Annotated in this window: 29 protein-coding genes and 3 tRNA genes; 11 read left to right on the top strand and 21 right to left on the bottom strand. The window is 65.8% G+C overall.

Annotation, left to right across the window (positions count from 1 at the left end; all coding sequences use genetic code 11):
- Window positions 1–4: 4 nt before the first annotated feature.
- Window positions 5–838: a class I SAM-dependent methyltransferase gene (locus tag K0O64_RS28065; RefSeq protein WP_220045879.1), complete on the bottom strand. Its 834-nt coding sequence runs from the start codon at window positions 836–838 to the stop codon at window positions 5–7.
- Between the two features lie 87 nt (window positions 839–925).
- On the opposite strand from K0O64_RS28065, the gene K0O64_RS28060 reads away from it, so the two are divergent.
- Window positions 926–1,615 (top strand): GAF and ANTAR domain-containing protein, encoded by a 690-nt coding sequence (locus tag K0O64_RS28060; protein ID WP_071948635.1) that lies wholly within the window; start codon window positions 926–928, stop codon window positions 1,613–1,615.
- Between the two features lie 60 nt (window positions 1,616–1,675).
- Window positions 1,676–2,110 (top strand): pyridoxamine 5'-phosphate oxidase family protein, encoded by a 435-nt coding sequence (locus tag K0O64_RS28055; RefSeq protein WP_071948636.1) that lies wholly within the window; start codon window positions 1,676–1,678, stop codon window positions 2,108–2,110.
- Window positions 2,111–2,179: 69 nt separating this feature from the next.
- Here K0O64_RS28055 and wzm read toward each other — a convergent pair whose 3' ends face one another.
- From wzm to K0O64_RS28030, 5 genes are read right to left on the bottom strand one after another with little or no spacing between them, the layout of a single operon-like run.
- Window positions 2,180–3,010: a galactan export ABC transporter permease subunit Wzm/RfbD gene (wzm, locus tag K0O64_RS28050; RefSeq protein ID WP_071948637.1), complete on the bottom strand. Its 831-nt coding sequence runs from the start codon at window positions 3,008–3,010 to the stop codon at window positions 2,180–2,182.
- Window positions 3,007–3,921: a galactofuranosyltransferase GlfT1 gene (glfT1, locus tag K0O64_RS28045; RefSeq protein WP_096312530.1), complete on the bottom strand. Its 915-nt coding sequence runs from the start codon at window positions 3,919–3,921 to the stop codon at window positions 3,007–3,009. The genes wzm and glfT1 overlap by 4 nt, the downstream gene beginning before the upstream one ends.
- Window positions 3,918–4,742, bottom strand: a complete 825-nt coding sequence (wzt, locus tag K0O64_RS28040) for a galactan export ABC transporter ATP-binding subunit Wzt/RfbE (RefSeq protein ID WP_071948639.1) — start codon at window positions 4,740–4,742, stop codon at window positions 3,918–3,920. The genes glfT1 and wzt overlap by 4 nt, the downstream gene beginning before the upstream one ends.
- An 8-nt stretch (window positions 4,743–4,750) precedes the next feature.
- The gene (locus K0O64_RS28035; protein WP_096312529.1) at window positions 4,751–5,254 is read right to left on the bottom strand and encodes a bacterial proteasome activator family protein; all 504 of its coding nucleotides are present in this window, start codon (window positions 5,252–5,254) and stop codon (window positions 4,751–4,753) included.
- A gap of 28 nt (window positions 5,255–5,282) precedes the next feature.
- On the bottom strand, window positions 5,283–7,262 hold the full coding sequence (locus K0O64_RS28030) for a DUF6541 family protein (RefSeq protein ID WP_220045878.1): 1,980 nt from the start codon (window positions 7,260–7,262) through the stop codon (window positions 5,283–5,285).
- A 109-nt stretch (window positions 7,263–7,371) separates the two neighbouring features.
- Here K0O64_RS28030 and K0O64_RS28025 point away from each other — a divergent pair, with 109 nt between their 5' ends.
- Window positions 7,372–8,568: a cysteine desulfurase-like protein gene (locus tag K0O64_RS28025; protein ID WP_071948642.1), complete on the top strand. Its 1,197-nt coding sequence runs from the start codon at window positions 7,372–7,374 to the stop codon at window positions 8,566–8,568.
- Between the two features lie 12 nt (window positions 8,569–8,580).
- Here K0O64_RS28025 and K0O64_RS28020 read toward each other — a convergent pair whose 3' ends face one another.
- Window positions 8,581–9,564 (bottom strand): NAD(P)H-quinone oxidoreductase, encoded by a 984-nt coding sequence (locus tag K0O64_RS28020; protein WP_096312527.1) that lies wholly within the window; start codon window positions 9,562–9,564, stop codon window positions 8,581–8,583.
- Window positions 9,565–9,627: 63 nt separating this feature from the next.
- Here K0O64_RS28020 and K0O64_RS28015 point away from each other — a divergent pair, with 63 nt between their 5' ends.
- The 3 genes from K0O64_RS28015 (at window position 9,628) to K0O64_RS28005 (ending at window position 10,865) form a co-directional block, all read left to right on the top strand.
- Complete coding sequence (locus tag K0O64_RS28015) at window positions 9,628–10,140, top strand: MarR family winged helix-turn-helix transcriptional regulator (RefSeq protein WP_071948644.1); 513 nt, start codon at window positions 9,628–9,630, stop codon at window positions 10,138–10,140.
- A gap of 17 nt (window positions 10,141–10,157) precedes the next feature.
- Window positions 10,158–10,244, top strand: a tRNA-Ser gene (locus tag K0O64_RS28010).
- A 372-nt stretch (window positions 10,245–10,616) separates the two neighbouring features.
- Window positions 10,617–10,865, top strand: coding sequence for a hypothetical protein (locus tag K0O64_RS28005; RefSeq protein ID WP_096312526.1), 249 nt, complete (start codon window positions 10,617–10,619; stop codon window positions 10,863–10,865).
- A 3-nt stretch (window positions 10,866–10,868) separates the two neighbouring features.
- Here K0O64_RS28005 and K0O64_RS28000 read toward each other — a convergent pair whose 3' ends face one another.
- The 4 genes from K0O64_RS28000 to cysK all read right to left on the bottom strand — a co-directional run bounded on the left by K0O64_RS28000 (window position 10,869) and on the right by cysK (window position 14,795).
- A complete protein-coding gene (locus K0O64_RS28000; RefSeq protein ID WP_071948646.1) occupies window positions 10,869–11,693 on the bottom strand; it encodes a crotonase/enoyl-CoA hydratase family protein in 825 nt (274 codons plus the stop codon).
- Between the two features lie 34 nt (window positions 11,694–11,727).
- Window positions 11,728–13,182: an APC family permease gene (locus K0O64_RS27995; protein ID WP_220045877.1), complete on the bottom strand. Its 1,455-nt coding sequence runs from the start codon at window positions 13,180–13,182 to the stop codon at window positions 11,728–11,730.
- 88 nt (window positions 13,183–13,270) lie between these two features.
- A complete protein-coding gene (gene epsC, locus K0O64_RS27990; protein WP_071948647.1) occupies window positions 13,271–13,855 on the bottom strand; it encodes a serine O-acetyltransferase EpsC in 585 nt (194 codons plus the stop codon).
- Window positions 13,856–13,859: 4 nt separating this feature from the next.
- A complete protein-coding gene (gene cysK, locus K0O64_RS27985) occupies window positions 13,860–14,795 on the bottom strand; it encodes a cysteine synthase A (RefSeq protein WP_071948648.1) in 936 nt (311 codons plus the stop codon).
- 69 nt (window positions 14,796–14,864) lie between these two features.
- Here cysK and K0O64_RS27980 point away from each other — a divergent pair, with 69 nt between their 5' ends.
- Window positions 14,865–15,452, top strand: coding sequence for a TIGR03086 family metal-binding protein (locus tag K0O64_RS27980; RefSeq protein WP_096312524.1), 588 nt, complete (start codon window positions 14,865–14,867; stop codon window positions 15,450–15,452).
- Here the strand turns inward: K0O64_RS27980 and hisC are convergent.
- Window positions 15,442–16,500: a histidinol-phosphate transaminase gene (gene hisC, locus K0O64_RS27975; RefSeq protein WP_071948650.1), complete on the bottom strand. Its 1,059-nt coding sequence runs from the start codon at window positions 16,498–16,500 to the stop codon at window positions 15,442–15,444. The genes K0O64_RS27980 and hisC overlap by 11 nt on opposite strands.
- 84 nt (window positions 16,501–16,584) lie before the next feature.
- Between hisC and K0O64_RS27970 the strand changes: the two genes are divergently transcribed.
- Window positions 16,585–16,673: transfer RNA gene (locus tag K0O64_RS27970), tRNA-Ser, on the top strand.
- Window positions 16,674–16,714: 41 nt separating this feature from the next.
- Window positions 16,715–16,787: transfer RNA gene (locus K0O64_RS27965), tRNA-Arg, on the top strand.
- Between the two features lie 87 nt (window positions 16,788–16,874).
- Here the strand turns inward: K0O64_RS27965 and K0O64_RS27960 are convergent.
- From K0O64_RS27960 to K0O64_RS27950, 3 genes are all read right to left on the bottom strand, one after another.
- Complete coding sequence (locus tag K0O64_RS27960; protein ID WP_071948671.1) at window positions 16,875–17,120, bottom strand: hypothetical protein; 246 nt, start codon at window positions 17,118–17,120, stop codon at window positions 16,875–16,877.
- Between the two features lie 330 nt (window positions 17,121–17,450).
- Window positions 17,451–18,935, bottom strand: a complete 1,485-nt coding sequence (locus tag K0O64_RS27955; protein ID WP_096312523.1) for an FAD-dependent oxidoreductase — start codon at window positions 18,933–18,935, stop codon at window positions 17,451–17,453.
- On the bottom strand, window positions 18,932–19,339 hold the full coding sequence (locus K0O64_RS27950; protein WP_096313050.1) for a hypothetical protein: 408 nt from the start codon (window positions 19,337–19,339) through the stop codon (window positions 18,932–18,934). The genes K0O64_RS27955 and K0O64_RS27950 overlap by 4 nt, the downstream gene beginning before the upstream one ends.
- A gap of 86 nt (window positions 19,340–19,425) precedes the next feature.
- Here K0O64_RS27950 and K0O64_RS27945 point away from each other — a divergent pair, with 86 nt between their 5' ends.
- Both K0O64_RS27945 and K0O64_RS27940 read left to right on the top strand, forming a co-directional pair.
- The gene (locus tag K0O64_RS27945; RefSeq protein WP_071948672.1) at window positions 19,426–19,980 is read left to right on the top strand and encodes a TetR/AcrR family transcriptional regulator; all 555 of its coding nucleotides are present in this window, start codon (window positions 19,426–19,428) and stop codon (window positions 19,978–19,980) included.
- 68 nt (window positions 19,981–20,048) lie between these two features.
- Window positions 20,049–20,246 (top strand): three-helix bundle dimerization domain-containing protein, encoded by a 198-nt coding sequence (locus K0O64_RS27940; RefSeq protein ID WP_071948673.1) that lies wholly within the window; start codon window positions 20,049–20,051, stop codon window positions 20,244–20,246.
- Between the two features lie 10 nt (window positions 20,247–20,256).
- Here the strand turns inward: K0O64_RS27940 and K0O64_RS27935 are convergent, their stop codons facing one another.
- The 6 genes from K0O64_RS27935 to K0O64_RS27910 form a co-directional block, all read right to left on the bottom strand.
- The gene (locus K0O64_RS27935) at window positions 20,257–20,556 is read right to left on the bottom strand and encodes a hypothetical protein (RefSeq protein WP_125477511.1); all 300 of its coding nucleotides are present in this window, start codon (window positions 20,554–20,556) and stop codon (window positions 20,257–20,259) included.
- A 77-nt stretch (window positions 20,557–20,633) separates the two neighbouring features.
- Window positions 20,634–20,903 carry a hypothetical protein gene (locus tag K0O64_RS27930; RefSeq protein WP_071948675.1) on the bottom strand — a complete coding sequence of 90 codons (270 nt, stop codon included), beginning with the start codon at window positions 20,901–20,903 and terminating at the stop codon, window positions 20,634–20,636.
- 90 nt (window positions 20,904–20,993) lie between these two features.
- On the bottom strand, window positions 20,994–21,755 hold the full coding sequence (locus tag K0O64_RS27925) for an SDR family NAD(P)-dependent oxidoreductase (RefSeq protein WP_071948676.1): 762 nt from the start codon (window positions 21,753–21,755) through the stop codon (window positions 20,994–20,996).
- Window positions 21,752–22,930 carry an acyl-CoA dehydrogenase family protein gene (locus K0O64_RS27920; protein ID WP_096312522.1) on the bottom strand — a complete coding sequence of 393 codons (1,179 nt, stop codon included), beginning with the start codon at window positions 22,928–22,930 and terminating at the stop codon, window positions 21,752–21,754. Before K0O64_RS27920 ends, K0O64_RS27925 begins: the two co-directional genes overlap by 4 nt.
- Window positions 22,927–23,925, bottom strand: coding sequence for a phosphotransferase family protein (locus K0O64_RS27915; RefSeq protein WP_096313049.1), 999 nt, complete (start codon window positions 23,923–23,925; stop codon window positions 22,927–22,929). The genes K0O64_RS27920 and K0O64_RS27915 overlap by 4 nt, the downstream gene beginning before the upstream one ends.
- Window positions 23,926–23,965: 40 nt before the next feature.
- Complete coding sequence (locus K0O64_RS27910; protein ID WP_096312521.1) at window positions 23,966–25,282, bottom strand: threonine/serine exporter family protein; 1,317 nt, start codon at window positions 25,280–25,282, stop codon at window positions 23,966–23,968.
- Window positions 25,283–25,284 lie beyond the last annotated feature (2 nt).

Genomic DNA, 25,284 nt, shown 5'->3' with positions numbered 1-25,284 from the left:
CCGGTTACGCGACCAGATACTGCTGGCCCGGCATGAAGTCGCCGAGCGGAACCGCTCGCGCGCCGCGGCCCAATGCTCTCTCGGTAAGGGGATCACCGGCGTGCATCGCCAGCAGCAGTGAGTGCGCGCCGAACCAATCCCGGGCGATCACGTCGTGCTGGGCTGCCGAAGTGCTCTCGTTGAGCGCCCAATTCGAGATGAACAGATCGGCCGCCACGGTCGTATCCATCGCCAACCCGATCGGGACCAGGTTGATCCGGCCCGCAACAGGTTCCACCGGCGCGCTGGAATGGAGAACGACGCCGCCCTCGCCAAGGACGGCCGACAGATACAGCCACTGGACCGCCGAGAAGATCGGCGTATCGAAGATCACACACGTCGGCTGGCCGCCGTGGCGCCGAACAAGAAGTCGCATCAGGCTGCCGAAGCCGCCGCCCCATTCGACGACGGTTCCGATGTCGCCCAGCTGCCGTCCGGTCGTCTCTTCATAACGCAGCAGGTGAAACAGCTGATGCACGGTGTTCGACGAGGTCCTGACGCCGCTGTCCGGCAGCGTCGTGGTGGGCGGGTCGCCGATCGGGTCTTCGGCGAGCAGGTGATCGTCGGGTAGGCGTCGGCGGATGAACGGGAGCTCGTGTGCCACGACTCGCTCGTCGACGAACATCTGGTAGCGGATCGCCGGGTGGCGCAGGAAATCGACGGGTGGAACGGGCAGGAGGTGGCGTTCCAGTTCCAGGTTGCGGGCGACCCAGTCCGGTCGCACATATCGCGGATCGACGCAGTTCTGGACGCGTCGGAAGTGCTCGGCGAAGAGTTTGGCCAGGTCATTGAACTGCACGGATGGCATGGGGCTGAGGTACCCCGCTCATCGCGGGCGAAGCTCCCAGGCCGGGTTGAGATACCTGTGGATGGGAAATCACGCCGCATGTCCCCATCCGCAAACCGCGATTTGGCCGGGCGCATGGCAGAGCTGGCACGGGCTGCGGCCGGCCCGAAATCGGTCCAGGACGTGCTGTCGGAGGTCACAAGTGCCGCGGTCGAGCTGATTCCCGGTATCGACACCGCCGGAATATTGCTCGTCAGCCGAGGTGGCCGGTTCGAGTCCCTCGCCGGTACCAGCGAACTGCCGCACGACCTCGACGAACTGCAGCGCATTCTTGATGAGGGCCCGTGCTTGGCAGCGGCCACCGGCGAGCTGATCGTGCAGGTCGACGATTTTCGCACCGACGCGAGGTGGCCTGCCTACGCTGCCGGAGCAATGAAGATCGGCGTGCTCAGCGGCCTGTCGTACCGGCTGTACACCAGCGACCAGACTGCCGGCGCGCTGAACCTCTTCGGGTTTGAACCCAGGGCATGGGACGAGGAGAGCGTGATGACCGGCTCGGTGCTCGCGGCCCACGCGGCCGCGGCATTGCTGGCCAGTCGGCATGCCGAACAGATGCACTCGGCGGTCGTCAGCCGCGATCGCATCGGTCAGGCCAAAGGCATCATCATGGAGCGCTTCAAGGTCGACGAAACCGCTGCGTTCGAACTGATGCGGCGGCTGTCACAGGAGAGAAACACCAAACTCGCCGATATCGCGGACCGGATCATCGACACACGTAGTGACGGCTGACCTTAGGGGAGGGCCGTTCGGCCCTATGACCACGCATGTTTGCGGCGGGAAAATCTGTCCATGACAGTCCAACAGGATCCGATCGCGGTTCTCAGCGACCACGAGAGTTGGGATCTACTGAAGAGCGCCGCGCTGGGCCGGCTGGTGACGCACGTCGGCGATCAATTGGAGATTTTCCCGGTCAACTTCGTGACTCAAAACCACACGGTGTTGTTCCGAACGGCCGAGGGCACCAAGCTGTTCAGCACAGTGATGAACGACAAGGTGCTGTTCGAGGTCGACGATCACAATGTCGTTGGCGGCTGGAGCGTCATCATCCGCGGGACCGCACGCGTGCTGAGTTCGTCTGACGAGATCCACGAAGCTGAACGCGCCCAACTACTTCCCTGGGTCGCGACCGAGAAGCTGCGCTTCGTGCGCATCACTCCACACGAGCTGTCGGGCAGGCGATTCGTCTTCGGACCGGAGCCCGACCACGGGTCCTACCCCGGCTGACCCTCGAGTGTGCGTCCAGATACGAAAACTGGGCTAGACACGTATCCGCACGCACGCTCGGCGAATCAACTACACCCAGTAGGGAACCCGTGCCCGGTACTGCCGCAGCGCGAACGCGGCGACCAGCCAGCCGAGGATCGTCAGTCCGATGACGACAGCCCAGTGCCGCAGGTGTTGGTCGGCACCCAGCAGGGGAGCGCGCAGGATGTCGAGGTAGTGCAGCAGCGGGTTGAGTTCGATGATCTTGGCCCACTTGCCGGCACCCTGCTGCTGCAGCGTGTTGTCGTTCCAGATGATCGGCGTCATGAAGAACAGGAGCTGCACGATCGAGAACAGCAGCGGCCCGATATCGCGGTAGCGGGTGGCCAGGATGCCGAAACAGAACGACACCCACACGCAGTTCAGCATGATCAGCAGCAGCGCCGGAATCGCCGACAGGTCCGCCCACGACCATGGTTTCGGGAAGATCATCGCGATCACCACGTAGATGACGATGTTGTGCCCGAACAGAATCATCTGTCGCCACACGAGCCGATAGACGTGGACGCTCAGCGGCGTCGGAAGTTGTTTGATCAAGCCCTCATTGGCGATGAACACGTCCGCGCCCTCGAGGATGGCGGCGTTGATCATGTTCCAGATGATCAGCCCGAGCGTCACATACGGCAGGTGCTCGGAGAGCTGGAGGTGGAACAGCTGCGAGTACAGCCCGCCCATCGCGACGGCCGTGGTTCCGGTCGCGATCGTGATCCAGAACGGGCCGAGCACCGAGCGGCGGTACTTCTGCTTGATGTCCTGCCACCCCAGGTGCAGCCACAGCTCGCGCTTGCGATACCCGTCGAGCAGATCTCCCCACGCCCGGGTGAAGGTCTTCGACTGCGCGGCGGCGTCTACGAATGTCATCTTGTTCCTTTCCCGTCGCTTCGCTCGCCCCGGAAGAACCTTTCCCGCCGACCCAAGCGCCGCAAACGAATCCACTCGGCGAAGCCTTTCGGATCGCGGCGCTGTACCAAGAAGAACCATCCGAATCGCACCCACTCCTGGAACACCAGCTTGCGCAGCCCGCGCTGCGCCTGAAGGTAGCCGCGGTTGCGATAGGTGAAGAATCGCTTGGTCGGGTCGTCCGGATATTGCGTGTGCATGCGTCCGCCGAGGATGGGTTTGAACTCGTCACTGCCCTGGGGATGCAGATACGTCGCCTTCAGGCAGGTTCCAAACGGCAGACCCGAGAGCACCAGCCTGCGGTGCATGTCCACCTCGTCGCCGCGGATAAAGAGCCGAATGTCCGGTACACCAACGGTTTCCAATGCCGAAGCGCGGAACAGCGCTCCGTTGAACAGCGACGCGATCCCCGGCAGCAGATCGTCGTCGCCGAGTTCGGAGACGTGCCGCCGCCACACCAGGCCGCGGCGCAGCGGGAAGGCCAGCCGGTCGGGGTTGTCGAGGTCGCAGACCATCGGTGACACCTCGGCGAGCTGATGTCGCGCGGCGCAGTCCAGCAGGGTGGCCAGAACGGTGGCGTCCTTGGGCCGCCCGTCGTCGTCGGCCAGCCATACCCAGTCGGGGCCGAGTGTCAATGCATGCAGCATGCCCAACGCGAAACCGCCTGCGCCACCGAGGTTTCGGTGCGATCCCAGATACGTCGACGGCACGGGCTGTCCGGCGACCAGATCACGGACCCGTTCATCGTTGTCGTTGTCGACGACGATCAGGTGGTCGACCATCCGGGTCTGGGTGGTCAGCACACCCAATGATTTGGCGAGTTCGTCGAGGCGGCGATGCGTGACGACGACGGCGCACACGTTGTCGGTCACGGGGTGGCGAGCCCGTCGGACCAATCGGACTTGTGCTCGTCCAACACTTCTCGCACATGCCGGGCCGCGTCTTCACCCTCGTACGCCCGCACGACGTCTTCGATGCCGCCGGACATCTTGACGGTGCCGTGGTCGATCCACATCGCGGTCTTGCACAACCGCGCCAGGAATTCGTTGGAATGGCTGGCGAAGACCAGGATTCCGGAGCGTTCGACCAGACGCTGCAGCCGTGACTGTGCCTTCTTGAGGAAGTCCGCGTCGACCGCGCCGATGCCCTCGTCGAGCAGCAGGATCTCCGGGTCGATGCTGGTGACCACGCCCATGGCCAGCCGCACGCGCATACCGGTCGAGTAGGTCCGCAACGGCATCGACAGGTATTCACCGAGTTCGGTGAACTCGGCGATCTCGTCGACCTTCGCCATCATCTGCTTGCGGGTCTGCCCGAGGAACAGCCCGCGGATGATGATGTTCTCGAATCCGGAGATCTCCGGATCCATCCCGACGCCGAGGTCGAACACCGGCGCGACCCGTCCGCGGACGGTAGCCGACCCGCGGGTCGGTTCGTAGATCCCCGACAGCAGCCGCAGCAGGGTGGACTTGCCCGCGCCGTTGTGGCCGACCAGGCCCACCCGATCGCCCATCTTCAGCGACAACGTGATGTCCCGCAGCGCCTCGATGACGACGACGTTCTCGGTGTTGCGCCCGATCGCGCCACCGGCGGCGCCCAGGAACGTCTTCTTCAGCGACCGCGTCTTCGCGTCGAAGATCGGAAACTCAACCCAGGCGTCGCGGGTTTCGATGTACGGATCGGCGGAGGACACCGTGGTGGCTACAGGTACTGCCCGGTGCCGTGACCGGGGACTCCGGGCGGGCCGGGCTGCGCTATGCCCGGGGGCAGCGCACCCTGGCGCATGTGCTCCAGCTGCGCGCGGGCCGCCATCTGCTGGGCGAACAACGCGGTCTGGATTCCGTGGAACAGACCCTCCAGCCAGCCGACCAGCTGAGCCTGCGCGATTCGCAGCTCGGCGTCGGACGGAATGCTGTCCTCGGTGAACGGAAGCGCGAGGCGCTCGAGTTCATCGCGCAGCTCGGGGGCGAGGCCGTCCTCGAGCTCGCGGATGGACGTCGCGTGGATCTCGCGCAGCCGGGTGCGGCTGGCGTCGTCCAGCGGTGCGGCCCGCACCTCCTCGAGCAGCTGCTTGATCATGGTGCCGATCCGCATCACCTTGGCCGGCTGCTCCACCAGGTCGGTCACGGAGCGCCCCTCGTCGTCGCCGCCCTCGTCGCCGCCGGTGATGATCTCGATGTTGTCGTCGTCTGTGTTGGCTGTCATGCGTTGAGCATTCCCTCGTGTCCCATGGTTATTGGGTGTCCTTCGGCGCAGATCCGCGCCATTCGTAGATGCGGGCCTCGCCGTTGTCGTAGATCTTCGCCCACGACTTGGACTTGTCTAGTGACACTAGTCCGTCGGGCATGACGAACCCGCGAACCACCGGTGCGCTGGTCAGCACATAGCGGATGTTCAGCGCCTTCACCGCCTCGGCGATCCGGGGGTCGTGGTCGGCGTCGTCGGCGTATGCCCAGAACACGAACCGGTTGTAGCCGGGGCCCTGCTGCACCGGGTAGTCGTAGTGCGTCCACAGCGGGTGCAGACCTGCGACCGCGTACATCCAGGCGGTGCCGTCGACGTTGGCGTTGCCGATCAGGGTGTCCCGCGCCCCGGGCAGGGTGGCCAGGTACGCCATCGCCTCGAGGTCCTTATCGTCGATGATCACCCGGTCGTACTTCTCGCCCATCAGGTAGCGGTGCCGCGGGAAGTAGTGCCAGGCCAGCCCGAAGCAGACGGCGACCAGCAGCACCGCGGTCGCGCCGATCCAGAAGCGGCGGTCGGGTTCCCGCGTCGCGGCCCATCGCCTGGTCAGTCGGCGAGCGCCGGCCACCACCACCAACGCCAGCGAGTACAGCGCATAGCCGGCCATCGGCGTCAGCAGCAGCGTCACCACCGCCGACAGCCGACGCGGGTCGCTGTAGAACAGGTCGCTGTACTTGCCCACGATCGCTCCGACCGGGCCGCCGAACGGCGCTCCGGAATGCACGATCGACACGATCAGCACCAGCCACACCGCGGCCGGCCACCAGATCCGCTTGGTCAGCAGCAGGACGAACCCAGCCCCGGCCAGCGCAATGATCACGTTCTGGATCGGATAGTCGTTCAGGTGCCGGGTGTGTTGGACGATCGCGTTGAACAGCGTTCGTTTGCGGCCCTGATGGGTGACGAAGGCGTGGCCCGCGATGACCTCGGCTTGCTGGAGGACGCCGAGGAATTGCGGCAACAGCACCGCCAACGTCGGCACGGCGATGATCACCAGGGTGACGAAGTCGCGCACGCGGCCGAGCACCGGTCGCAACAGCGCGTCCAGCAGCCACCACGCGATCACGAACGTGACCACCACGACGCCACCGGTGATGTGGACCGAGAACACCCCGATCAGAGCGATCACTGCCAGCGGGATGCGGTCCCGGTTCCGCAGCGACGAGGTGATCAGAACGATCGCCGGTATGGCGAGGCCGTAAGCCGCCATGTTCGGCATCGAGGCGGTGTCGAATTCGACGTAGGGCACCGCGGTGAACGACGCCGAGAGCGCGGCCGCGGTCGCGGCGGCCCCGGCCGTGTGCCACTGCGACCAGCGCTGCCGCAGCAGCTGCCAGGCCAGCAGTCCCGCGCTGAGTGGGAACAGCCACACCGCCGCCGCCAGCGAGCTGAGCGTGTACGCGGTGGTCGGTGCGGCGCCGGTCAGTTGGGCCAGCACGGCGCCGAGCGCGTGGAACACCGAGGGGTAGTAGAGCGACGCGTGGGTTTCGACGTTGCGCAGCTCACCCATGTGCGTCGAGGACGCCTGGCCGGTGTCGAGGATCCAGCGGATGGTGTTGGCGTGCCAGACGGAGTCCCAGTTGCTGGGGATGGATTGCCAGTACGGCATGCCCCGCCAGGCAGCGAAGCCGATCAGCAGTGCGCCGAAGATCACCCCGGCCGTCACCACCAATGCCGGCCACAGCGAAACCTCGTCAACGGTGGGGTCGGCGGCACGGTAGCGAGTGAGCAGAATCCGCAAACCAAACACGACAGCTGTGACGATGGCCAGCGCCAGCAGCGCCGTCCAGACATTCCATCGGACGCCGATCGCACCAAACGGGATGATGGCCAGGCCGACAACGCCGTACGTCAACACCGGCCCCACGCCGAGCGCTACGTACCAGCGCAGCCGCCCCGCCAGCGCCACCACCGCACCCGGCAGGATCAGCAACAAGACCGCGATCAGGACTCCGAACCCGAAGCTCACTGGACTAGTATGGCTGCCCAGGTGAACCTGCCCTTATCGCCCATCGGCGAAGACCGCAGGCGCCCTCGCTGTCTTAATAGCGCAATCACTGACGCTCTAAGGTGGGCTCATGGCATACGACGTCGCCCGGGTGCGTGGTCTGCACCCAGCATTGGGCGACGGGTGGATGCGTTTCGACGCCCAGGCGGGGATGTTGATCCCCGAGTCGGTCGCCACCACGGTCTCCACGGCGTTCCGCGGCTCGGTGCCGAACACGGCCAGTCCGCATCCCTCGGCCCGGCGCAGTGTGGCGGTGCTCGACGCCGCCCGCCAGGCGGTCGCCGACTTGGTCAACGGTGATCCGAGCGGGGTGGTGCTCGGCGCCGATCGCTCGATCCTGCTGACCTCACTGGCCGACGCCTCGTCCTCCCGGGCCGGAATCGGTTACGAGGTCGTGGTCAGCCGGCTCGACGATGAAGCGAACATCGCCCCGTGGCTCCGGGCGGCCAACCGGTACGGAGCCAAGGTCAAGTGGGCCGAGGTCGACATCGAGACCGGCGAGCTGCCGTCGTGGCAGTGGGAGAGTCTGATCACGCCGCCCACCCGATTGGTGGCCATGGCGTCGGCGTCCTCGACGCTGGGCACGATCACCGACGTGAGTGCCGTGACCAAACTGGTGCACGACGTCAGCGGGCTCGTCGTCGTCGACCACTCGGCGGCCGCGCCGTATCAGCTGATGGACCTCGACGAGACCGAAGCCGACGTCGTCGCACTCAACGCACCGGCGTGGGGCGGCCCTCCGATCGGTGCGCTCGTGTTCCGCAATCCCTCGCTCATCGACAGCTTCGGATCGGTGTCGATGAACCCCTATGCCAGCGGCCCGGAACGGCTCGAACTGGGCGGGCATCAGTACGGTCTGCTGGCCGGTGTGGTCGCCAGTATCGAGTACCTGGCCGGCCTGGATGAGTCGGCGCGCGGAAGCCGACGCGAAAGGCTCGCTGTCTCAATGCAATCCGCGGGTTCCTACCTCAGCGGCTTGTTCGAGTACCTGATGGCCTCGCTGCGATCGCTGCCCTTGGTGATGGTGATCGGGCGGCCGGAGTCGCACATTCCCGTGGTGAGCTTCGCGGTGACCGGGGTGCCGGCCGAGCGGGTGGTGCAGCGGCTGGCCGACAACGGAATCCTGGCCGTGTGCAATGCCAACTCGCGGGTGCTCGACCTGATCGGCGTCAACGACATCGGCGGTGCCGTCACCGTCGGGTTGGCGCATTACTCGACGATGGGCGAAGTGGATCAGCTGGTGCGAGCGCTGGCTTCGTTGGGCTGATTCATCCCGGCCTCACTCGCTGACAGTCAGCAACACCTTCCCGAACGTCTCCCCGGCGGCCAGCGCGCGATGTGCTTCGGCGGCATCGGAAATCGGGAACCGCGCGCCGATGATGGGACGGACGCGGCCGTCGGCGATCATCGGCCAGACCGAAGCCACCACCGCGTCGACGATGGCCTTCTTTCCGTTGGGTCCGTCGACGGGCCGACCGCGCAACGAGGTTCCGATCACGTGCAGCCGCTTGGCAACCGCCTTGGCGATGTTGAATTCGGCTTTGATCCCGCCCTGCATGCCGATGATCGTCATCCGTCCGTCGGGCGCGAGTGCGTCGAGATTCCGATCGAGGTACGCCGCGCCCATGATGTCGAGGATGACGGCCGCGCCGCGGCCGTCGGTCTCCTTATTGACGCGCGCGACGAAATCCTCATCGCGGTAAGAGATTAGGACGTCGGCGCCCAATTCGCCGCACAGGTCGAGCTTCGATCGTGAGCCCGCGGTCACCGCCACCCGATTGCCCAGCGCGGTGGCCACCTGGATGGCGTGGGTGCCGATTCCGCTGGCGCCGCCGTGGATCAGCAACAGCTCACCGTCGGCCAGGTGTGCGGTCATGACGATGTTCGACCACACCGTGCAGGCGACCTCCGGCAGTGCGGCGGCGTCGGCCAGCGAGACGCCGAGCGGAACAGGCATGACTTGCCCCGCGGGCACCGCGACGTATTCGGCGTAACCGCCTCCGGCCAATAAGGCGCAAACGTCTTGTCCGACAGTCCATCCCGCGACGCCTTCGCCCACGTTCGCAATCACACCGGAAACTTCGAGGCCCAGGATGTTGCTAGCTCCCGGGGGCGGCGGATAGTTCCCGGCTGCTTGCAGGAGGTCGGCACGGTTGATGCCCGCGGTGCTGACTTTGATCAGGACTTCGCCATGTCCGGGCGCGACGTCAGGCACTTCGCTCCAGGTCAGGCGGTCGGGCGATTCAGCGACGATGGCCAACATGCGGTTAGGTTACTCCCGAGTCATTTCGGCCTCGTACGGCGCTGTGTCGCTTACGATTGCGCAATGGGAGGGATGATTGCGGGGCGGACCGCTAGTGAGATGCCGGGGTTGGATATAGCCGAGCAGAGGTCTTGGCAGAACTTCCTCGACGCCGCACTGCGGCTGTACGGAACATTGAATCGGGGGCTCGTCGACAAGCACAAATTGAGCTTGGTCGACGTTCGTCTGTTGGAAATATTGGACAACTCAGAAACCGGCGCGGCCCGTATGGGAGATCTGGCCGATCAGCTCATGTCGCTGCCGAGTCGGGTGACGCGTCAGATCCGTCGGTTGGAGACCGCGGGCCTGGTGCGTCGGGAGGCCAGCCCCGACGACGGCCGCGGTGTCTTGGCGAGCATCACCGACCTTGGGCGTGAGGTCGTCGAAGACGCGATGCTGACCTACGCCAAGGGTGTTCGGGACAACTTCCTGACCCCGCTGTCCCGTCCCCAAATGGCCGCGATGGGGGAGAACTGCCGCCGGATCAGTGCCGCGTTGAAGAACGGCGGCAACTCGGCGAAGGTCGGCCGCGTCTAACCGCTACTCTTGTCGGCGGTGGCGTGGCAGAGCGGCCTAATGCACTCGCCTTGAAAGCGAGAGACGGCTAACACCGTCCGGGGGTTCAAATCCCTCCGCCACCGCTGTACCGAACGTGAGCCTATGGCGCCGAATGTGCGCCTAGGGCGATGAAATCGGCGATCTGTCGCCCTGGGCGCACGGTGGATCACTGACTCCGCGATATGTATTCGGCGCCACCGCAATTCATTATCTGGTGGGCCGCAGCCGTCTGATCGTCAGCTGTGCGGCGGGATCAGGACTTCTGTGGATCAGCTTGGGACACGTGCATTCGAGCGGTGGACGGGCATACAAAGGATGTAGGCGTCCGCAAGGTTGCCGGGCCATTGGTGTCGACTGGCCCGGCAGGGCGGCGTCGTCCGAAAATTTCCCGAAAGGTGCTGTTCAACATGTCCTCCCATCAAAAGCTTCGGAAAAGCTTGGCTCTGGATAAGAGGTTGCTGGGTACCGTTGTCGGTGGCGGCGCGATCGCCGTTCTCGGCCTCTTCGGGCTCACCCACCCGGCTCCGGCCTCAGTGACCGGTAATCTCACCGCGGATTCCGGTTCCGAAACGAAGTTCCCCGCCTACTCGTCACCGGCCGTCGCTGCGATGAACATGGGCGCGACCACCACGACGCAGCCGACTGACGAGCCGACCGCGCTGGCAACCACCAAGGCGGTCCCGGCCATCAAAGCCGGCAAGTAGCGGCTATTCGCCGGTGAACTCCGGCTTGCGCTTGGCGAACATTGCCGAGATGCCCTCGTTGAGGTCCTTGGACGGCAGGAACGCCGAGTTCCACGCTGCGACGTATCGAAGGCTTGCCGCCACATCGGCGGTGCGCTGCTCGTCGAGGACGTCCTTGATGCCGTGCACCACCAGCGGCGAGTTCGCGGCGATCTCCGCTGCCGTCTCGTGTGCGGCGGCCAGCGTGGCCTCGGGGTCCGGATAGACGTCGTTGACCAAACCGATCTTCTCGGCGCGTGCGGCGTCAATGTCCTTGCCCGTCAACGCGAGTTCGCGCAGATGTCCGTCGGACAGGATGTAGGGCAACCGGGCCAGGCTGCCCACGTCGGCCACGATCGACAGCTTGACCTCACGCACCGAGAACTTCGCGTCGGCACTGGCGTAGCGAATGTCGACCGCGCTGATGAGGTCCACGCCGCCACCGATGCACCAGCCGTGGACGGCGGCGATCGTCGGGGTGCGGCAGTCGGCCACCGCGGTGATCGACTGTTGCATGCGCTTGAGCTTGCCGTGGAACTCCACCCGCGGCCGGGCCGAGACCTCGCCGGACATCGCACCGCCGATGGTGTCGCCCATGGCGACCAGGTCCAGACCGTAGCTGAAGTTGCGGCCGGATCCGGTCAGCACGATGGCCCGGACGTCGGGATCCGCGTCGAGCTCGGCGAACGCCACCGGCATCTCCGCCCAGAAGGCGGGACCCATGGCGTTGCCTTTGCCCGGGCCGATCAGCGTGACCTGGGCAACGTGATCCTTGACCTCGACACTGAGGGACTCATACTGCTGGCTCATGCCCAGAAGGCTACGACGCCCGACGCCGCCTGCGTTACTCCAGGGTCACGTGCGGCCGACGCGCGGCGATTCCCGCGCCGAGGGCGAAGAACGCGACCAGGAGCGCGACGACGCCGATCGCGATCGGCGTGGAGTCACCGACCAGCCCCGGCAGATTCTGCAGAATCAGCGCGAAGGAGATCACCAGGCCCAGTAGGCCCAGGCCCGGTGCGACGAACGCGCGCCAGGTCGAGACCTCCAGCTGACCGGCTCGCTTGCGACGAATGAAGAAGGCGAGCACCGCGACGGTGGTGGCGATCAGCAGGATCGTGATGCCGACCGTGGAGATGCCGGCCAGCCAGGTGTAGAACTGCGTCACCGGGTCGAGCTGGAAGAGGACCGCGACGACGATCGCCACGGCGACGACGATCGCGTCGACCCCGGAGGCGATGTGCGGCGAGCCGTGGGCGGCGTGCGCCTGCCCGAGCCGGTTCGGGAACACCCGGCGGTTGGACAGCGTGAACACGTAGCGCGCGACGATGTTGTGGAACGACAGGATGCAGGCGAACAGGCTGGTGACGAACAGGACCTGGACGATGTGCAGACCGGCTGCGCCGAGGTATTGCTCAGTTGCGTTGGGTAGCAAGGCGGACGGATCGGCCTGGGCCTGTTCGACTGCTTTGGTGTCACCCACTGCGCTGATGAGCGCCCACGTCGAGACGGTGTAGAACACCCCGATCAGGATCACGGCCAGGTAGGTGGCCTTCGGGATGGTGCGCAGCGGCTCGCGCGCCTCGTCGCGGAACACCGCGGTGGCCTCGAATCCGATGAAGCTCAGGATCGCGAACAGCAGCGCGATACCCGGTGCGCCCGAGAGGATTTCGGACGGCGTCACGATTCCGGTGGACAGCCCTTCGTGGCCACCACTGAATACCACAGCGGCGTCGAGTGCCAGCACGATCGCCACTTCGCCGATCAGCAGCACGCCGAGAACGTTGCGAGACAGGTCGATGTTGAAGTGGCCCAATGCCGTCACGATCGCGAATGCGACGAAAGCCCATATCCCCCAATGGATAGTGGGAAGTCCATAGGAGGTGAACAACGCCTGGGCGCCCTGTCCGATCAGACCGTAGACGGCGATCTCCAGCGTCAGGTACGAGATCAGCGCGACAAACGCGAAGCCGAAGCCAGTCACCCGGCCGAGGCCCTTGCCGATGTAGGAGTAGAACGCACCCGCATCGGGGACGTACGGCGTCAGAGCCGTGAATCCGACTGCGAACAGCAGGATGATCAGTGTGCTGACGACGAAGATTGCGGGGAAGCCGATCCCGTTGCCGTTGGCGATTCCGAGCGGAACCGGCCCGCCCATGACGCCCAGCGGGGAGGCGGCGGCCACGACAACGAAGACGATGCCCCACACGCCGAGTGACCCGCGAAGCTTGCGGTGCGCGCGGCCATCAGCGGTATCTACAGCAGCCGGGGCGACGCCCGGTTCGACTTGGTTCGACATGATGCCCTTTCGCTGGATTCGCGCCTGCAGACGCTAATCCCGTGCGGGGCAGGATCAGACACTTCGGATCAGCGGGATTCGATGCCGCTTAGATGTACATGGCGGGGTCGACGTAGGTCGTCGGATCCACCAGTTGCTCACGTTGCTTCTCGGTACGCCCACGCACGACGGCGGGGATGCCGGTGGCAATCGAATCCGCCGGCACGTCGTGAGTGACCACGGCGTTCGCGCCGATAGCGCTGTCGTCGCCAATCACCAACGGGCCCAATATCTTTGCTCCAGCACCGACGACCACCCGGTTCCCGAGCGTCGGGTGGCGCTTGCCGTGTTCCAGCGAGCGTCCGCCGAGTGTGACGCCGTGATAGAGCATCACGTCGTCACCGATCTCCGCGGTCTCGCCGATCACCACGCCCATTCCGTGGTCAATGAAGAATCGGCGGCCGATGGTGGCGCCGGGATGGATTTCGATCCCAGTGGCGAACCGGGTGAACTGCGACAGCACACGTGCCGCGCCACGAAGCGCCGGCTTGGCCCACAGGCGGTGCGCCAGCCGATGCGACCAGATCGCATGCAGGCCCGAGTAGACCAAGGCGTTCTCGACGTCACCCCGCGCAGCCGGGTCATGGCTGCGCGCGTTGCTCAGGTCTTCACGCAGTGTCGACAACAGGCCCATGGAGTCAGTCCCTGATGTGCTCGAAAAGCGGTGTGGAGATGTAGCGCTCGCCGTAGTCACACACCACCGCCACGATCAGCTTGCCGGCGTTCTCTGGACGCTTGGCGATCTCCAGTGCGGCCCACACGATCGCGCCGGACGAGATGCCGCCCAGGATGCCTTCGGCGGTTCCCAGATCTCGCGCCACCCGGATGGCGTCGTCGAGCTCGACGTCGACGATCTCGTCGTAGGCGTCGCGGTCGAGTACCTCGGGAACGAAGTTGGCTCCCATGCCCTGAATCTTGTGCGGGCCGGCCTTGCCCTCCGTGAGCAGCGGAGAATCCTTGGGCTCGACCCCGACGATCTGGACGCCGGGCTTGCGCTTCTTGAGGACGTGTCCCACGCCGGTGACGGTGCCGCCGGTGCCGATGCCTGCGACGAAGATGTCGATCTTGCCGTCGGTGTCCTCCCAGACCTCTTCGGCGGTGGTCTTCTCATGGATCGCCGGATTGGCCGGGTTGCCGAACTGGTTCGCCGAGACGGCGTTGTCGGTCTCGGCGATGATCTGGCGCGACTTCTCCACCGCGCCGGCCATCCCCTCGGAGCCGGGGGTCAGCACGATCTCGGCGCCGTAGGCGCGCAGCATCACGCGACGTTCGGTGGACATCGTCTCCGGCATCGTCAGGATCACCTTGTAGCCACGAGCCGCGCCGACCATCGCCAGGGCGATGCCGGTGTTGCCGCTGGTGGCCTCGACGATGGTGCCGCCGGGCTTCAGTTCGCCGGACGCCTCGGCCGCGTCGATGATCGCGACACCGATCCGATCCTTGACGCTGTTGGCCGGGTTGTAGAACTCGAGTTTGACCGCGACCTCGGCGTCGAGGCCCTCGGTCAACCGGTTGAGGCGGACCAGCGGGGTCCGACCGACCAGCTCGGTGACGTTGTCATAGATCTTGCCCATGCTGCGCGTCCCTTCTCGTGGCACTCTACCGAACACTATTCTGTCGGCGGCCAGACGTACTGTTGGGGCATGGCCGACGAACTCACCGCAGGACCGGAAGCTCCGCCGGTTGATGAACTGGACAGCGCCGAAGCATCGCTCCAGGTTCTACAACAGGTTGTCCACGGTATTGCTTCCGATGATTTGAAAAAGCAGACGCCGTGCCGTGAGTTCGACGTCGCAGGGCTCACCGACCACCTGCTGAATTCGATCACGCTGCTGGGTGGTGCCGCCGGCGCACAGGTTCCCGAGCGCAATCCCGACGAATCCGTCGAACGCCAGATCATCGCCGCTGCGCGGCCCGCGGTGGACGCGTGGCGGCGCCGCGGGCTCGACGGCACCGTTCCGTTCGGCGAGAACGAGGCGCCCGCACGCTACATGGCCGGCATTCTGTCGCTCGAATTCCTGGTTCATGCTTGGGATTACGCGTCGGCGATCGACCGCCCGATCAATGCACCGGATTCGTTGACCGACTACGTGACGGGCCTGGCGCAGCGCATCATCACCCCGGAGGGCCGGGTCAGAGCGGGTTTCGACGACCCGGTGGACGTGGCCGCGCACGCCTCGAAGCTGGACCGGCTGGTGGCCTTCACCGGGCGACAGCACGTCAGCGGCTAGCGATCCACGCCTTCGCGAACGTCAGGAACGCGTCGTTCTCCTCGGGGGCGCCGATGGTCACGCGGACGCCGTCGGTGCCGTATGGGCGGACCAAGATGCGTGAGTCGGCGGCCTGCTCGACGAAATCGGGAGTCTCCTCCGGCGACAGCGGCAGCCAGACGAAGTTGGCCTGCGTCGGGGGGAAGGTATAGCCGAATCCGGTGAGTGCGGCGCAGACCCTGCGCCGCTCGGCGACCACCGCGTCGGTGCGGGCCAGCAGTTCGTCGGCGGCGTTCAGCGACGCGATCGCGGCGGCCTGGGAGACGGTGGTCGCGCTGAAGGGCACGTAGACCTTGCCCAGCGCGGTGATCACGTCGGGATCGCCGACGGCGTAGCCGACGCGCAGTCCGGCCAGCCCATACGCCTTCGAAAAAGTGCGCAACACAACGACATTAGGATAACTGCGAACGAGCCCGAGACTGTCGGGCAGCATGCCGTCGCGGATGTACTCGACGTAGGCCTCATCGATGGCGATAAGGACGTCCGACGGCACAGCGGCGACGAAGCGGGCCAGCTCGTCGGGGTCGACGACGGTGGAGGTCGGGTTGTTCGGATTGCAGACGAAGACGAGGCGGGTCCGGTCGGTGATCGCGGCCAGCATCGCGTCGAGGTCGTAGGTGTAGTCCCGCAGCGGCACCTGGATCGGGGTGGCGCCGGCCACGCGCACCTGCAGGGGATAGATCTCGAAGCTGCGCCAGCCGAAGACCACTTCGTCGCCGACCGACGACGTGATCTGGATGAGCTGCTGGCACAGGCTCACCGAGCCGCAGCCGACGGCGATGTTCTCCGGCGCGAAGTTCAGATGCTTGGCCAGGTGCTCTTTGAGCTCCACGTAGCCGTTGTCGGGATAGCGGTTGATGGTCTCGGCCGAGGCGGCGATGGCCGCACGCACACCGGGCAGCGGTCCGTGCACGGTCTCGTTGCTGGCCAGCTTGATCGCGCCCAACACCGTTTTGCCCGGGGTGTAGGCCGGTAGATCGGCCAGTTCGGGGCGCAGGCGGGCGGTCATTTGTCCAAGTCTAAGTGGGCTGTGTACTCTCATCCATCGGCGGTTCGGGGCATCAGTCAGGCTCCGGTACGCTCAGGTAGTTCAGGAGGCGTGCCAGAGCGGCCGAATGGGACTCACTGCTAATGAGTTGTCCCCCTTACAGGGGACCGGAGGTTCAAATCCTCTCGCCTCCGCCGCGGCTGATTCGTCAGCCACGACAACTGAAGACAGAACGGCGCCCGTAGCTCAACGGATAGAGCATCTGACTACGGATCAGAAGGTTAGGGGTTCGAATCCCTTCGGGCGCACTTTCGAGCCAGGCGGCGACACCGGACATCAGCACGTTGACTCCCGTAGCGCAGGCCGGATTCATTCACCGGAACATCTCACGACCGTCATGGCGGCGGCGCTGGCGGGTATATCCGCTGGCAGTTGGTGCCGCCGAAGCCGAGAACCGTGACGCTGACGCAGTGGTCGTAACTGCCGTCCGGGTAAGGATCGCCGTCGCAATAGCTGCCGCCGCCCCAGGGCGTCCAGCCACCGTTACCGCCTCCGCCGCAATCGGCCCCTGAGGGAGCGGCTAATGCGATTCCAGCGGCCGAAAGTACGGCCGCGACCACGGCTATGACGATTTTCTTCATTTTTCGCTCCTCTCAGCTCGATGAGTTCAGTCCATCGCTCGTCCCCTCAATGCGAGATCGAGTGGAGGCCGAAGATGTGGGGGTGCATGAGCAGCCGAGCGAGAGCTACGGCTGGGATGCCCGGCCGTTGAGAAGAAGGCTGACGAGTTGACCATGCTTCTGCCGTACGCCTCATCAAGATGAACCGCTGGTTCAGATGTTAAGACTGAGATGACACCGGTTACAGAGCATTTGGTCCCTGGCCTGCCGGGCACTATGTCGACGGCAGTCTCTTGCGAGCGAGCTTCACCGCCCTGGTGCAACGGTGATCAGCGGGTGAAAGCTGGGAGTTCATCTTCCGTTGTGCGACAACGCATCAGCGCATCGTGATGGGCATCCGGCTGCAGCCGGAAACCACGTCTTCAGAACCTCACGCCAGCCGCCATCGGCTGATGCGCCCGTCCACGCGATGTAGCCGTCGGGCCGCACCAACACCGCGGGGCCGTCGTCCGTGCGTTCGGCCTGCAGCGCGCCGGATACCTCGACAGGCGCGGCCCCGCGTTCGCGGATCAACGCGAACCGCGGCGTGCGCTGCAATTCGGTCAGCCGGCCCTCGGCCAGCGGGATCGGCGTCGCCCGGGTGCCCACCGGCCCGCGCCGGCCGTAGCGAAGACCCGTCCCCGCGAAGCTGCCTGCCATCGCATCGCGCACCACCGGAAGGCCAAGCAGCCTGGGCGCCAGCAGATTCCGCATCAACCGCGCGACCCGGGGATACAGCGTCAACGCGCGCGTCATCACACCGGACTGCCACACCACCCGTCGGCCGATCGGATGACGCTCGTCCTGATAGGTGTCCAGCAGGCTGTCGTCGGCGCCGCCGAGCACCGCTGCCAGTTTCCACGCCAGGTTGGCCGCATCCTGAATGCCGGTGTTCATGCCTTGGCCGCCGACGGGGGAGTGCACATGTGCGGCGTCACCGGCCAGGAACACTCGGCCGTGCCGATACTGCGCGACTTGCCTTTCATCGCAATGGAATCGGGACTTCCAGCTGATCTCGAGCACACCCATGTCGGCGTTGAAGGCTCGGTCCATCACGTCGACCACCTCCTCCGACTCCACCGGTTCGGTGTCGGGCACTTGATGACCGCGGTCCCACACCATCGCGCGATACCACGCACCCTCGGCGTCGCCGCGACCGTACGGCGCCAGGAACCCGAAGACCTGCCGGGTGTTGCCGAGTTTCAGCCCGTCGTCGGGCCCGTGCGCCAGCTTCACATCCGCCAGTACCACCGAGGACAGCACTGTCTTGCCGGGGAACTGCGCCCCGACCAGGCGGCGCACCGTGCGGTGCGCGCCGTCGGCGCCGATCACGTATTTCGCCCGCCACGTCATCGCCGGACCGGTGCCATCATGCGGCTGCGCAGTCACCGTCACCCCGGTCGCGTCCTGCACCAGGTCGACCACCTCGATACCGCGGCGGATATCGGCTCCCTGCGCGTCGGCGTAATCGGCCAGCGCGGCATCGACATTGGTCTGCGGGGTGATCAACACGAAACGGTAGGCCGAATCCAGGTGGGTCAGATCAAGTCGCGCGCCACCGAAGATCCTGATCTGCGGCGCGTGCTGCCCCTTCGTCAGCAGGTCCTCGGCCAGGCCGCGCGCGTCGAGGAGTTCGAGCGTGCGGGCCATCACCGCGAACGCACGGCTCGACGGATTGATCGTGGCCCAGCGCTCCAGGACGGTCACCGAACGCCCGGCGCGCGCCAGGTCACCGGCGGCGGTCAGGCCGGCCGGGCCGGCTCCCACGACGAGGACGTCGACGTCGTGATCGGTCATCGCAGCGCTCCTTCCGGATCGGGGTACCAACGACGGATGTCGTCGGGGGTCGCCTTGGCCGCCTGGTTGAACACGAATCGGCAGCTGGGCTGGGCCACGTGGGCCGCGTTGACGATGGATTCGAACAGCAGCGTGTTGCTGGCGACCAGCCGCACGCCTGCGCCGATGAGCACGGCGTCGTAGTGCCTGGCGTCCAGACAACGGCGGGCCTTCTCGACACCGGCTGCACCGACGTCGATCAGACAGTTGTCGACCTGGTAGCCGGCGGCCCGCAGCGCCGCCACGTTCTCGTCGTTGGCGGCGCGCAGCCGGTCCTTGGACAGTCCGCGGAATTGTGCGAAGTCCGGCGACGAATAGTCGATCAGCTCGGGGTCGAGACCGATCTGGATGGCAGTGACGGTCATGTCGGACACCTCCTCAACACTTGTTGAACTCGACGCTAGGCCCCCCGGGCTTGGTGATGTCAACAGTTGTTGAATAGACTGCCGGCATGACGAAGGCGCGCGACGGCGAGGCGACTCGTTCGCGGATCCTCGCCGAAGCGCGATCCCAGTTCGGCGAGCGAGGCTTCGAGCGCACAACCATCCGCTCGATCGCCACGGCCGCGGGCGTGGATCCCGCGCTGGTCATGCACTACTTCGGCAATAAGGCCGAGCTGTTCGCCGCCGCGTCCCGGCTTGCGATCACGTTTCCCGACCTGGCCGGAGTCGCACCCGATCGCGTCATCGACCTGGTGCTGCCGTTGTTCGTCGACGTGTGGGGACCGCACGGGCCATTCCTGCCGCTATTGCGCTCTGCGGCCACCAACCGGGTCGCCGCCGATGCGCTGCTCGGCGTCTTCGTCGACCAGGTGAGTCCGGCGCTCGCGGCGGTCGTGCCGGACCGGCCCGCCGAGCGGGCCGCACTCGTGGGCTCACAAATGCTGGGGTTGGCGGTCGGACGCTATGTGCTGGGCATACCACCGCTGGTGGCCATGGACAACGCGACGCTCGCCGACTGGCTGCGGCCGGTTGTGGCGCACTACCTCAGCGATCCCGCGCCGTGACGAACGTCAAATTGACCCGGTTGACCAGATGCCTCAGAGTTAACAGAGTGGGAAACGTAAGCGAAGTTATGTTGATCGAACAGGTCATCGACCGCCTTGCTGCCGCCTACTCAGAAGTACCGCGCGATGACGTGGCGCAGACCGTCACCAACGTCCACCATCGCTTCGAAGACAGCAGGATTCGCGAATTCGTGCCGCTCCTGGTCGAGCGCCGCGCCCGGGCAGAGCTGTCCCGCAGCGACGCGCAACTCGTCTGGTCGTCGTAATCGCCAGGGGCTAGACAGCCCCGGCGTTCTCACCTTCATCGGTGTACTCGGGTCCGCTCGGCTGGGGCGCATTGCCCGTGCCCCCCGCGTCCTGACCCTCTTTCCAATACAGATCATCGGTCGGCAGCGGGGCGGGCCCGGTACTGCCGGGATTCTCGTTGGCGTCCCAATAGGACGGCTCATTCGGATCGGGCCACAACAGGCCACTGTCCGAATCGTCGGCAGAGGCCGTGGCGGCGGCCGAAAGCATGATGCCGGTAACGGTGAGAGCTGCCAGGCCCACCGAAACCAGCTTCTCGCGCATCATCACGGGCGATCTCCTCTTCGCTAGGCGTCAATAGTCGCCGATTTCGTTCAGCGATGTCGGATTACCAGCGCGGGCGGCGGTCAGGAACGTACGCCGGCGTCCGGCAGCGCCACCAACGAAGCGAGGCCAACCGCTTCGACGGGGGCCGGGCGGAGGCGGCGGGCGATGTAGCGGACCGCGATGATCTGAATGGCACCCACCACGATGAGGGGCCACAGTGCGCCGGCGACCGCCGACCAGAACCCGCGGGCGATGTCGCTCGGCGGGTCATAGGACTGAAAGCGTGGGCTGACCAGCCAGGCGACGACGGCAGCGATGACCGCCGACACCAGGTACACGTCGAAGCCCATGCAACGAGAGTCCCAGACCCGTCTTAAAACCGGGTGTCACGATGATGTGAGAGTCCTAAGAGGGGCCCAAACGACGCGTGATCGTTATCACTAGGTGATGGTCAGGCCGCCGTCGACGATAATTGTCTGGCCCGTCACATAACCGCCGGCTGCAGACGCGAGCCAGATTGCGGTAGCGGCTAATTCGGCGGGATCTCCCATTCGGCCCACCATGACACGTGGTAGCTGGGTTTCAAGGTAGCCGGGCTGATATTCGTCGGTCATCTCGCTCTGGAAGAAGCCGGGAGCGAGGGCATTGACGCGAATTCCCTTGCGCGGTCCCCACTGTTGGGCCAGGTCCCTGGTCAGCCCGATCACGCCGGCCTTCGACGCGCTGTAGGCGGCCTGCGGCAGACCGCCCGTGGTGATGCCAAGGATGCTGGAAATATTGATGATTGAGCTTCCGGCCTGCATGACTCGGCCGCAGGCCTGTGCCATCCAGTACGAGCCGTTGAGGTTGACGTCGACGACCTTGCGGAACTGTTCGGGCGTCTCGCGGGTGGCAGGCACCGCGGTGCCCACGCCGGCATTGTTGACCAACACGTCCACCCGGCCGAACTCTCTGATCGCTGAATCCACCAGTTGTTGGCACTGCTCGGGGTCGACGACATCGGTCTTGCGGGTGTACACCTTTCGTCCGGCCTCTTCGACAAGCGCTGCGGTGCCCGCCATCTGCTCGACCCGACGGGCGCCGAGCACCAAGTGGGCGCCCGCCTCGGCGAAGGCCTTCGCGAACGACACGCCCAATCCGGACGAGGCGCCGGTGACGATGACGACCTTGTCGTCGAGGCGGAAACTATCCAAGATGCTCATGACGGGTTCCTCAATACCTGGCGGGCGATCGCGTACTTGTGCACTTCGGTCGGGCCGTCGTAGATGCGGAAGGCCCGCATGTCGGAGAAGATCATGCCGACCGGAGTTTCGTCGGAAATGCCCATGCCGCCGAGGATTTGAACGCAGCGGTCGGCGACCTTGAACAGTTCCTCGGAGACGTACGCTTTGACCATAGAGCTCTCGTGGCGGCCCTTGGCTCCGCCGTCCAGCGTCCAGCAGGCCCACCAGATCGCCAGCCGGCACTGTTGCAGGGCGATCTCGTTGTCGGCCAGCATGAAGCTGACACCCTGATGCTCACCGAGGGGCTTGCCGAATGCGGTTCGGGTGCGGGCATGTTCGATCGCGATCGACTGTGCCCGCGACGCGGCGCCAAGCCACCGCATGCAGTGTGTCAAACGCGCTGGAGCAAGCCGTAATTGGGCATAGCGAAGGGCCTGGCCGACTTCGCCGAGGACGGCGGAGGTCGGCAGTCGCAGGTCGTTGAATCGGACGACGCCGTGGCCCTCGACGTAGTTGCGGTCCATGGTGTCCATGACCCGCTCGAGCTCGATACCCGGTGTCTGCCCGTCGCACAGGAACAGGGTCGGGCCGTCGGCGCCGTGCGAATTCGGTGCCACCCGCGCCATGATGATCCAGGTTCGCGCCTTGTTGGCCCCGGTGATCAGCCACTTGAGGCCGTTGATCACATAGTCGCTGCCGTCGAAAACCGCTTCGGTGGCAAGCTGATTCGGGTCGGAGCCTGCGCCGTCGGGCTCGGTCATCGCGAAGACCGAGCGCTGCCGGCCGTCGATCACCGGGACCAGGAACGTCTCGGCCTGCTCGTCGCTGGCGATCTTGGACAGCAGATACATGTTGCCCTCGTCAGGCGCCGCGCAGTTCAGCGCGACGGGCCCCAGCGTGGACCAGCCGGCGGCCTCGAACAGCACCGCCTGCTCGCGGTGCGAGGGTTCGCGGCCGCCGAAGCGGTTCGGCGCCTGAAACGTCAGCAGGCCGGCATCCCGGGCGAGGCCCACGAGCTCGGTGCGCATCTCTTCGTTGGGCCCGTGGCGGGTGAGGCGCGGATCTCGCTCGTAGGGAACGATCTTCTCGACGACGAAGGCGCGGACCTCGTCGCGCAACGCCGCCAGGTCATCGGGAATCTCGAAATCGATCATCGTTGTCCCTCCATCAGCGCCAGGGCGCGCTCGAACAGGCGAACCGTCGCGATGTGCAGGTGGTCGCCAACTTCCTTGGGCGCCAACCCCGCAACCGCGCGGGCATTCGATCCTTCGAGGATGATGCCGAGTTTGAAGCACGCCAGCACGGTGTACCAGTCGATATTGGACAGGTCGCGGGTGGTGTTCTGCGCGTACCGCTCGATCAACTCGTCGGGGGTGGCCAAATCGCCGGCGCCCATCAGGGCGTTGCCCAGCACCGACTCTTGGCCGGGCGCATACCAGGTGGCCAGCATCCAGGCGAGGTCCAGAAGGGGGTCGCCGATGGTGCACATCTCCCAGTCGACGATCGCCACCACCTCTGGCCCGGTCGGCGAGAACATCACGTTCGCCGCGTGATAGTCGCCGTGCATGATGCCGGGTTGCCAGTGGGTGGGCTGGTTCTTCTGCAGCCAGGTGGCGACAGCGTCGACATCACCGATGTCGGGACCCGGGTAATTGTCGAACCCGCTGTAGGACTCGAGCTCGGAAAGCCAGCGCGGCACTTGACGTTCCAGGAATCCGTCCGGCTTGCCGAAATCGGCCAGACCGACCGCGACGTGGTCGACGGCGCCGAGCTTGGCCGCCGCCTCCGCCATGGACAGGCCCATCGCGTGCCGGATGCCGGCGTCGCCGGCGTGCAGGGGCGGCAGCATCGAGCCGGCGTTGAAGCCGTCGACCGGTTCCATCAGATAGAACACCGCATCGCCCAGCACCGAGGTGTCGTCGCACACCGCGATCAGCCGCGGGTGCGGGACGTCGGTGCCGGCCAGTGCGTGCAGCACCTGCTTCTCCCGCAGGATCACTTTGTTGCTGACCGGCCGCAGGTGGCGGGGCCCTCGGCGGAACACATATTCGCGGCCCGACCTGGTGAAACGGAGCATGACGTTCTGCGTGCCGCCGGTGATCTCGGAGACGTTTTCGAGCGGGCCGTCACCCAGGCCCTGTTCCGACATCCATGCGCTGACCGCGCTCAGCTCGTCCACCCGGGTGAACCTACCGTACGGTTGGTTGATCCAATCCCTTCGGCCAGTGCAATCGGCTGTCGATGGTGTGGAACACGCTCCAGCCGATCACGGTGCCCAGCGCGATCGACAGGATCGCCGCACTGGTGACCCCCAGGCTGGCCGTGCCGACGCGGGTGCCGGTCGCGGCCACGCTCACCGATTCGAAGCTCAGCGCTCCGGGCACCAACGCCCAGAACGCCGCCAGCATCATCACGATTGCCGGGGGTGAGGTTCTGATCCGCGCGGCCAGCATCGCGAACGGAACCGTCAGGAAAGCGCCGATGAAACCGGAATAGGCTGCGGCGACGAACTTTCCGGCGATCGCCTGACCCACCAGCGCCACACCGATGGAGGCCGCCAGCCAGATCAGCGATCCGCGCGGGGCAGAGAGATACACATAGAGCCCGATCGCCACCACGATGATCGCCACGTACAACGACCATGAACCCATCTGCGTCGACGGCGCCTGCGGCTTGACCTCGCCGGCGATGTGCACGCCCAGAGCGACCCCGAACACCAACAGCGCCAGCTGGGCGACGCCGTAGACCAGCCGGCTGGTGCCGCTGATCAGCTGGTTGCTGGCCAGCTCCATCGCCCCGATGGTCAACGACATTCCGGGCAGCATCGCGACCAACGCCGGGGCGATCACCCGCAGCAACCCGTCGTTGGCGGTGTCCGCGACGAACCACGTCGCCAGCATCGTCACGATCATCGCCGCCGCGGTCGGCAGCACCGGGTTCAGCGAAGGGAAGGGCCGGCCGAGTTGAGCGATCGCCCCGACGATCAGGCCGAGGAACAGATATCCGGGCAGCGACGCCCAGGTCGGGTTGATGATCATACCGAAACCGATTGTGGTGAGGGCATATCCGAGCGTCGTCGCGACCGGCCCGAAGCGCGGGCGCAAATTGCGCGCCCGGGTGATCGCCGCAATCGCGTCGGCGGGGGTGATCGCGCCGACGGCAGCCAGGCTGGCGATGTCGTCGATACGGCCGGCCATGTCGAGCTGCAATGAGTACGTGGTCGAGGTGTCGACCTCATAGCCGACCGTGCCCACCTGAATCATCAGCACCGTGGGCAGCACGACCAGGCGCACCGGCGCAGTGGTGTACTGCGCGGCGATCTCGGTCAGCCGCGAAAACACAAGCTGCGTGGGCTGTTCGACCTCGATCAGCGCGATGCCGATCTCCCGCAGCATCGCCGCCACCTCGACCTGGTCGTGGGAGTCGGGCGGGCCCAGTGGTTCCGGGGGAGTCTTGCGGATGGCGTCGATGATCCGTGCGCGTCGGGCCCGCCGCTTGTCGTCCATAC

The organism is Mycolicibacterium pallens (assembly GCF_019456675.1).
Lineage (GTDB): Bacteria > Actinomycetota > Actinomycetes > Mycobacteriales > Mycobacteriaceae > Mycobacterium > Mycobacterium crocinum.
This window is presented reverse-complemented; position numbering and strand designations above follow the sequence as displayed.